We start from the raw sequence: 6,528 nt of genomic DNA on the forward strand, positions 1-6,528 counted from the left end.
TCGTACCGCCACCGGTGAGCCGGACCCCGGTCAGCCGAACGAGGTGCGCTCCAGCCAGAAGTCCAGCAGCTTCGTTTCGCCCAGCACCTCGACCCGGTCGCTGTCCGCGGGCAGCCGCCGGTAGACGACGCGCAGCACGTCGGCGAGCGGGCCGCGCACCGCGACCGTCGCCTTCTCGTGCCCGCGCCGCCAGCCGAAGCCCTCTTCCCCGAACTCGATCAGCCACTCGGCGTCCACGTCCCCGGGAGCGTCCGTGGCATGGAAGTGCAGGGTGCGTCCGGGGCCGCGCAGCTCGGCGGCCTCGGGATCCCCGGAGGCCGCGGCGAAGCCGACGAACTGGAGCAGTTCGTCGATCGTGTCCGCGGCGACATCCGGTGCGACCTCGAACGGGACCCCGGCGGCCAGCGCGGCGTCCGCCCGGTGGATCACCGTCTCGTGGGTCATCCGGCGCGCCCAGAAACCGGTCGTCCGCTCCCATCCCCAGGTCCACACCCCGGTGCCGGGCCCTGCCTCCCGCAGGGCGTCGACCAGCTTCGCCGCGCCGTCCGCGAGCCACGCGTCCAGCGCGGCCGGGTCGTCACCGGCGGGACCCCCCGCGTCGGGGACCTGGTCCTCGGGAATGTCGCGCTCGGCCCGGGTCCGTACGATCTCCTCGACCCAGCGGTGGGCTCCGCCCACATGACGCACGAGCTGTCCGAGCGTCCACTCCGGGCAGCTCGGCACCGGCGCGGCGAGATCGGCGCCGGCGATCACCGCCCTCAACTGGTCCGTCTGTGCGGTGATCTCGTCGCAGTACCGGTCGTGCCCCAGAAGCGTCATACGGCGCACCCTAAGCAGCCGGGCCACCGACGGCCAGCGGGTTACCGCCGGTCAGGTTCGCGCCGGGCCCGGGTCAGCGGCAGCAGTCCGGCTCCAGGCCGAGCGGCAGCCGTTCGCCGCTGAACACGGCGGTGGTCGCCTCGTCCCCGCCCAGGGCGGCCACCGCCAGCAGCAGCGACCCCGCCGTCCAGGTGGTGAGTTCCTCCGGCCAGTGGGCCCGATGGCCCTCGAACACGTATCCCGTCCAGTACATCCCGCCCTCGGCGCGCAGGTGCTGGATGGACTGGAGGACCTCAAGCGCCCGGTCGGACTCCCCCATCACCCAGAGCGCCAGGGCGAGTTCACAGCTCTCGCCGCCGGTCACCCAGGGGTTGGGCAGCACACAGCGCACGCCCAGGCCCGGTACGACGAAGCGGTCCCACTCCGCCGCTATCCGCGCCGTGGCCCGCGCTCCCGTCACCGCGCCGCCGAGCACGGGGTAGTACCAGTCCATCGAGTAGGCGCTCTTGTCGAGGAACCGCTCGGGGTGGTCGCGTATCGCGTGCCGCAGCGCGCCGGTCGCCAACTCCCAGTCGGGCTGGGGTTCTTCGCGTTCCTCGGCGATCGCGAGCGCGCAGCGCAGCGCCTGGTGCACGGACGAACACCCGGTCAGCAGCGCGTCGTTGACGGCCGTGCCGTCCGCCTCGCGCTTCCAGCCGATCTGGCCGCCGGGCTGCTGGAGTGCGAGGACGAACTCGATCGCCGCGTGGACGACGGGCCACATCCGGTCGAGGAACGCGTCGTCGCCGGTGGCCAGATAGTGGTGCCAGATGCCGACGGCCACATACGCGCAGAAGTTGGTCTCGCGGTCCCGGTCGCCGGGCGGCATGGCCACGCCCCCGGCCGTGGCGGACGTGTTGTCGGCGTACGACGCGTACCAGGAGCCGTCCTCGTTCTGGTTCCTGGCCAGCCACTCGTACGCCCGCGCCGCCGCCTCGGGTTCGTCCGCGGCGTCCAGCGCCATGGCCGCCTCGGTGTGGTCCCAGGGGTCGAGATGGTGTCCGCGGAACCACGGAATCGCACCGTCCGGGCGCTGCGCCGCCAGGATGCCCGCCACCGTCTCGGCGGCCTGCTCGGCGGTGAGGACTCCGGGCAGGACGAGATGTTCCGTGGCATCGGGGCCACGGCCGGCCAAGGTCACTTGGCGGCCGTCGCCGACGCGGCCGGCAGGTGCGGCTTCGTCGCGTAGGCCACGAAACTCTTCCCCACGACGGGGTTGAGCAGTTGTTCGGTGAGCCGGGTCGCGAGGGGCTTCTTCATGATGTCCCAGACCAGCAGCTTGTGGTAAGCGCGGACGGGCAGCGCCTTGTCGTTGTCGACGCCGAACGCGCACTTGAGCCACCAGTACGGCGCGTGCAGCGCGTGCGCGTGGTGCGTGCCGTACGGCTTGAGCCCGGCCTCCCGCATCCTGCCGAGCAGTTCATCGGCCTTGTAGATACGGATATGACCGCCCTCGACCTCGTGGTACGCGTCCGAGAGCGCCCAGCACACCTTCTCCGGGCCGTACCGGGGCACGGTCACCGCGATCCGGCCGCCGGGACGCAGCACGCGCACCATTTCGGCCAGGACGCCCTTGTCGTCGGGGATGTGCTCCATGACCTCGGAGATGATCACGACGTCGAACGACGCGTCGGGGAACGGCAGGTTGAGCGCGTCGCCCTCCATCGCGGTGGCGGTGGCGCCCTCCGGGGCCTCCCCCGCCTCCTTCATCGCGGCGAACCACTTGGCGACCTCGCGGATCTCCTCACCGTTCCGGTCGAGGGCCACGACCCGGGCGCCGCGCCGGTAGCACTCGAAGGCGTGCCGGCCCGCGCCGCACCCCAGATCGAGCACACGGTCACCCGCGGCGAGCGGAAAGCGGGTGAAGTCCACGGTCAGCACAGGGTCGTCCTGCTTTCGCGGTCGGAGGGGCGGGCGTTCGAGGGGCCGGCGTTCGCGGGGCCGGAACGCGAGGGGCGGGCGTTCGAGAGGCCGGCCGCGGTGGAGCCGGCTGTGGACGGGCCGGCCTCGGCGGAGCGGGCGATCGCCGCGCGGTACAGCTCGGCCGTGCCCTGCGCGGCCCTGGCCCAGGTGAAGCGTTCCAGCACCCGTTCGCGGCCCGCCGCGCCCAGCCTGGCGCGCAGTTCCGCGTCGTCGAGCAGCCGGCCGAGAGCGAGGGCGAGCGCGCCCGCGTCGCCCGGCGGCACGGCCAGACAGGTCTCCCCGTCCACCCCCGCGACCTCGGGGATCGCGCCGCCGGTGGTGGCGACGAGCGGGGTTCCGGTGGCCATCGCCTCGGCGGCGGGCAGGGAGAAGCCCTCGTACAGGGACGGCACGCACGCGACCCGCGCGCCGCGCACCAGATCGACCAGCTCGGCGTCGGAGACGCCCTTGACGAACTCGACGGCGCCTTCAAGTCCGTACCGTTCGATGGCCTGCGCGACCGGGCCGCCCTCGGCCCGTCTGCCGACCACCACCAGGTGGGCGTCGGGGTGTTCGGTGCGGAGCTTGGCGAGGGCCTCGATGAGATGGATGAGGCCCTTGAGCGGGACGTCCGCGCTGGAGGTGGTGACGATCCGGCCCGGGATCTCGGACACGGCCGGGTCCGGCGAGAACAGCTCGGTGTCCGCGCCGATGTGGACGACCTCGATACGGTCGGACCGTACCCCGAGATGGTCGGTGATCTCCTGCTTGGAGGAGCCGGAGACGGTGAGCACCGAGGGCAGCCGCCGCGCGACGCGCTTCTGCATGCGGGTGAAGCCGTACCAGCGGCGTACGGAGGCCCGGCGCTTCCAGTTCTCGGCCGCGTCCAGCTCCAGCCGCCGGTCGACGGTGATGGGGTGGTGGATGGTGGTGACGAGAGGCGCGCCGAGGTCGCCGAGGAGGCCGTACCCCAGCGTCTGGTTGTCGTGGACGACATCGAACTGCCCGGCGCGGGAGGCGAGATGACGCCGGGCCCGGAGCGAGAACGTCAGCGGCTCCGGGAAGCCGCCGGTCCACATCGTGGCGACTTCGAGGCCGTCGATCCAGTCGCGGAACTCGTCGCGCCTCGGCGTACGGAACGGATCGGGCTGCCGGTAGAGATCGAGGCTCGGCAGCTCGGTGAGCGGTACGCCCTCGTCGAGTACGGGGTAGGGCTGGGCGCCGATGACCTCGACGTGGTGCCCGAGCCGGGCCAGTTCACGGGACAGATGGCGGACGTAGACGCCCTGGCCGCCGCAGAACGGGTTTCCCTTGTAGCTGAGAAGGGCGATACGGAGGGGCCCCGTTCCCGTGCCCGCCGCCATGGCCTCAGCGGTCACTCTCGGCCCCCTTCTCACTGCGCTCTCCGCGTTTTCGCCGGAGCGTAACCGCTGCCGACAATCTAGAACAAGTTTCAGAGTTGTTCGTCCACGGCTTCGAATCTACCGGCAGGTAGCGTCGCGGCATCCGCCGGAACAGGTGATTCGTGCCACGGCCGGTGTCTGCCATGCTGTGCGGTCCCGAGGCGGCCAGAGATTCAGACGCGTTCAGTGGAGTGGGACAGATGGCAGCGGAAGTCACACCGGCGTCACCCCCGCTGACGCGCCGCCAGGAGGCCCGGCGCCGCCGGATCCTGGACGCCACCACCCTGCTCGCGTGCCGGGGCGGTTTCGACGCCGTACAGATGCGTGAGGTCGCCGAGGAGGCCGGGGTCGCCCTCGGGACGCTCTACCGGTACTTCCCCTCGAAGGTGCATCTGCTGGTCGCGACGATGCGGGACCAGCTGGAGCATCTGCACACCACGCTGCGCAAGCGCCCGCCCGCGAGCGACAGTCCGGGCGAGCGCGTGGCCGAGACCCTGCTGCGGGCCTTCCGGGCGCTCCAGCGGGATCCGTATCTGGCCGACGCGATGGTACGGGCGCTGACCTTCGCGGACCGTGGGGTACGCGATGAGGTGGACGGGGTCATCGGGCGGACGACCGCGATCATCCTCGACGCGATCGGCCCGTCCATCGGTCCGCAGGGCCCGACGCCCGAGCAGCTCTCCGCCGTACGCGTCGTCGAACACACCTGGCACGCGGCCCTGATCACCTGGCTCTCGGGCCGGGCGACCATCGCTCAGGTGAAGTCGGACATCGAGACGGTCTGCCGGCTGATCGACCTGACGGCCTGATGGCGTGACGGCACCGGCCGGGCCTTGTTGCTCCATCCGGCGGGGGCATCGCTCAAGCGGCGCGTGTGTCGTGGACGAAGGACGGATGTGCGTCCCTCGCGGGTCCACTCCGACCGCGACCGATCCCCGTCATCCAAGGAGCATCTATGCGTCTCAGCGCGCGCTGGGCAACCGCCGCCGTTCTGCTGCTCGCCCCCCTGATCAGCGGCACCAGCAGCACCGACGCCACCGCCGGCCCCCGGGAGAACCTCGTCCCGGTCGAGCGTTCCTCCAACGCCGTCCCGGGTCAGTACATCGTCACGCTCAAGCCCGGGTTCTCGGCGGCCACCGTCCTGCGGCAGTTCGGTCTCAGCCCCCTGTTCACCTACGACAAGGTCCTGCACGGATTCACCGCCGTCTTCTCCGCGACCCAGCTGTCCCAGGTGCGCGCGCTCCCTGGCATCCAGGCCATCGAGGAGAACAGCAGGGTCACCGTCAATCCGACGTCGACCCGGCCGGGACAGTGGCGGGCCGGGCAGCCGGGGGCAGGACAGGCAGGGGCAGGGCAGTCCGGTTCGGAGCAGGCCGGTGCCGGGCGGTCGCGAGTGCCCGCGCAGAGCTGGGGACTTGACCGGATCGACCAGCGCCGGCTGCCGCTCGACGGCCGGTTCGCGGTGAACGGCACCGGCAAGGGCGTCACGGCGTACATCGTCGACACCGGGATCGAGACCGCCCACAGCGAGTTCGGCGGGCGCGCCACCGTCGGCTTCGACGCCATCGGCGACGGGCGCGTGGGCCAGGACTGCAACGGCCACGGCACCCATGTCGCGGGCACCACGGGCGGCGCGACCTATGGCGTGGCCCGCGCCGCCTCCCTCGTCGCCGTCCGCACGCTCGACTGCAAGGGCAGCGGCAGCTGGGCCGGGATCATCGCGGGCTTCGACTGGGTGGCCAAGAACGCCAGACAGCCCGCGGTCCTCAACGCCTCCCTGGGCGGCCCCTCGTCCAGAGCGGCCAACTCGGCGGTCGACGCCGTCGCCGCCCGGGGCGTGCTGCCCGTCGTCGCGGCCGGTAATGACGCGGTGGACGCCTGCACCATCTCCCCCGCGGGCGCCGAGAGCGTCTACACCGTCGGCGCGACCGACCGCGAGGACCAGGAGGCCCGGTTCAGCAACCGCGGCACCTGTCTGGAGACCTACGCCCCGGGCGTCGCCATCGTCTCCGCCCGGCTCGGCGGCGGCTCCGTCGCACTGAACGGCACCTCCATGGCCAGCCCCCATGTCGCCGGGGTCGCGGCCCTCTACAAGGAGTGGGACCCGGCCGCCACCCCGGAGGAGGTGGCGAACTGGCTCACCGAGCAGAGCACCAGGAACGTGGTGTTCCCCATCAGCGCCGGCTCCCCCAACCGTCTCCTCTACACCGACGCTCTCTGAGAGCGGTGCTCTGAAGGCGATCGGAACGCGATCCGGAAGCGACCGTGGGGGGTTAGGGGGGTTGGGAAACGCCCCCGGGCAGTTCATCCGGGGGAAAGGGGGAAATGTTGGGGGGGCACAGGGGGGGGGGGGGGGCGGCCCGGG

The 6,528-nt window shown here is 72.0% G+C and carries 6 protein-coding genes; 2 read left to right on the forward strand and 4 right to left on the reverse strand.

Annotated features, from left to right (window positions below):
• Positions 1-30 precede the first annotated feature (30 nt).
• From ACFRKB_RS11020 to ACFRKB_RS11035, 4 genes are all read right to left on the reverse strand, one after another.
• Positions 31-819: a maleylpyruvate isomerase family mycothiol-dependent enzyme gene (locus ACFRKB_RS11020; protein ID WP_383105145.1), complete on the reverse strand. Its 789-nt coding sequence runs from the start codon at positions 817-819 to the stop codon at positions 31-33.
• Between the two features lie 73 nt (positions 820-892).
• Positions 893-1,993, reverse strand: coding sequence for a prenyltransferase (locus tag ACFRKB_RS11025; protein ID WP_383105659.1), 1,101 nt, complete (start codon positions 1,991-1,993; stop codon positions 893-895).
• A gap of 2 nt (positions 1,994-1,995) precedes the next feature.
• Entirely contained in the window at positions 1,996-2,739 is a 744-nt protein-coding gene (locus tag ACFRKB_RS11030; protein ID WP_383105146.1) for a class I SAM-dependent methyltransferase, read from the reverse strand.
• Positions 2,733-4,124 (reverse strand): glycosyltransferase family 4 protein, encoded by a 1,392-nt coding sequence (locus ACFRKB_RS11035; protein WP_383105660.1) that lies wholly within the window; start codon positions 4,122-4,124, stop codon positions 2,733-2,735. Before ACFRKB_RS11035 ends, ACFRKB_RS11030 begins: the two co-directional genes overlap by 7 nt.
• 239 nt (positions 4,125-4,363) lie before the next feature.
• Here ACFRKB_RS11035 and ACFRKB_RS11040 point away from each other — a divergent pair, with 239 nt between their 5' ends.
• Both ACFRKB_RS11040 and ACFRKB_RS11045 read left to right on the forward strand, forming a co-directional pair.
• Positions 4,364-4,972: a TetR family transcriptional regulator gene (locus ACFRKB_RS11040; RefSeq protein WP_383105147.1), complete on the forward strand. Its 609-nt coding sequence runs from the start codon at positions 4,364-4,366 to the stop codon at positions 4,970-4,972.
• A gap of 146 nt (positions 4,973-5,118) precedes the next feature.
• Positions 5,119-6,384: a S8 family peptidase gene (locus ACFRKB_RS11045; RefSeq protein WP_383105149.1), complete on the forward strand. Its 1,266-nt coding sequence runs from the start codon at positions 5,119-5,121 to the stop codon at positions 6,382-6,384.
• Positions 6,385-6,528 lie beyond the last annotated feature (144 nt).

Source organism: Streptomyces scopuliridis (genome assembly GCF_042790125.1).
GTDB classification, from domain to species: Bacteria; Actinomycetota; Actinomycetes; order Streptomycetales; family Streptomycetaceae; genus Streptomyces; species Streptomyces scopuliridis_A.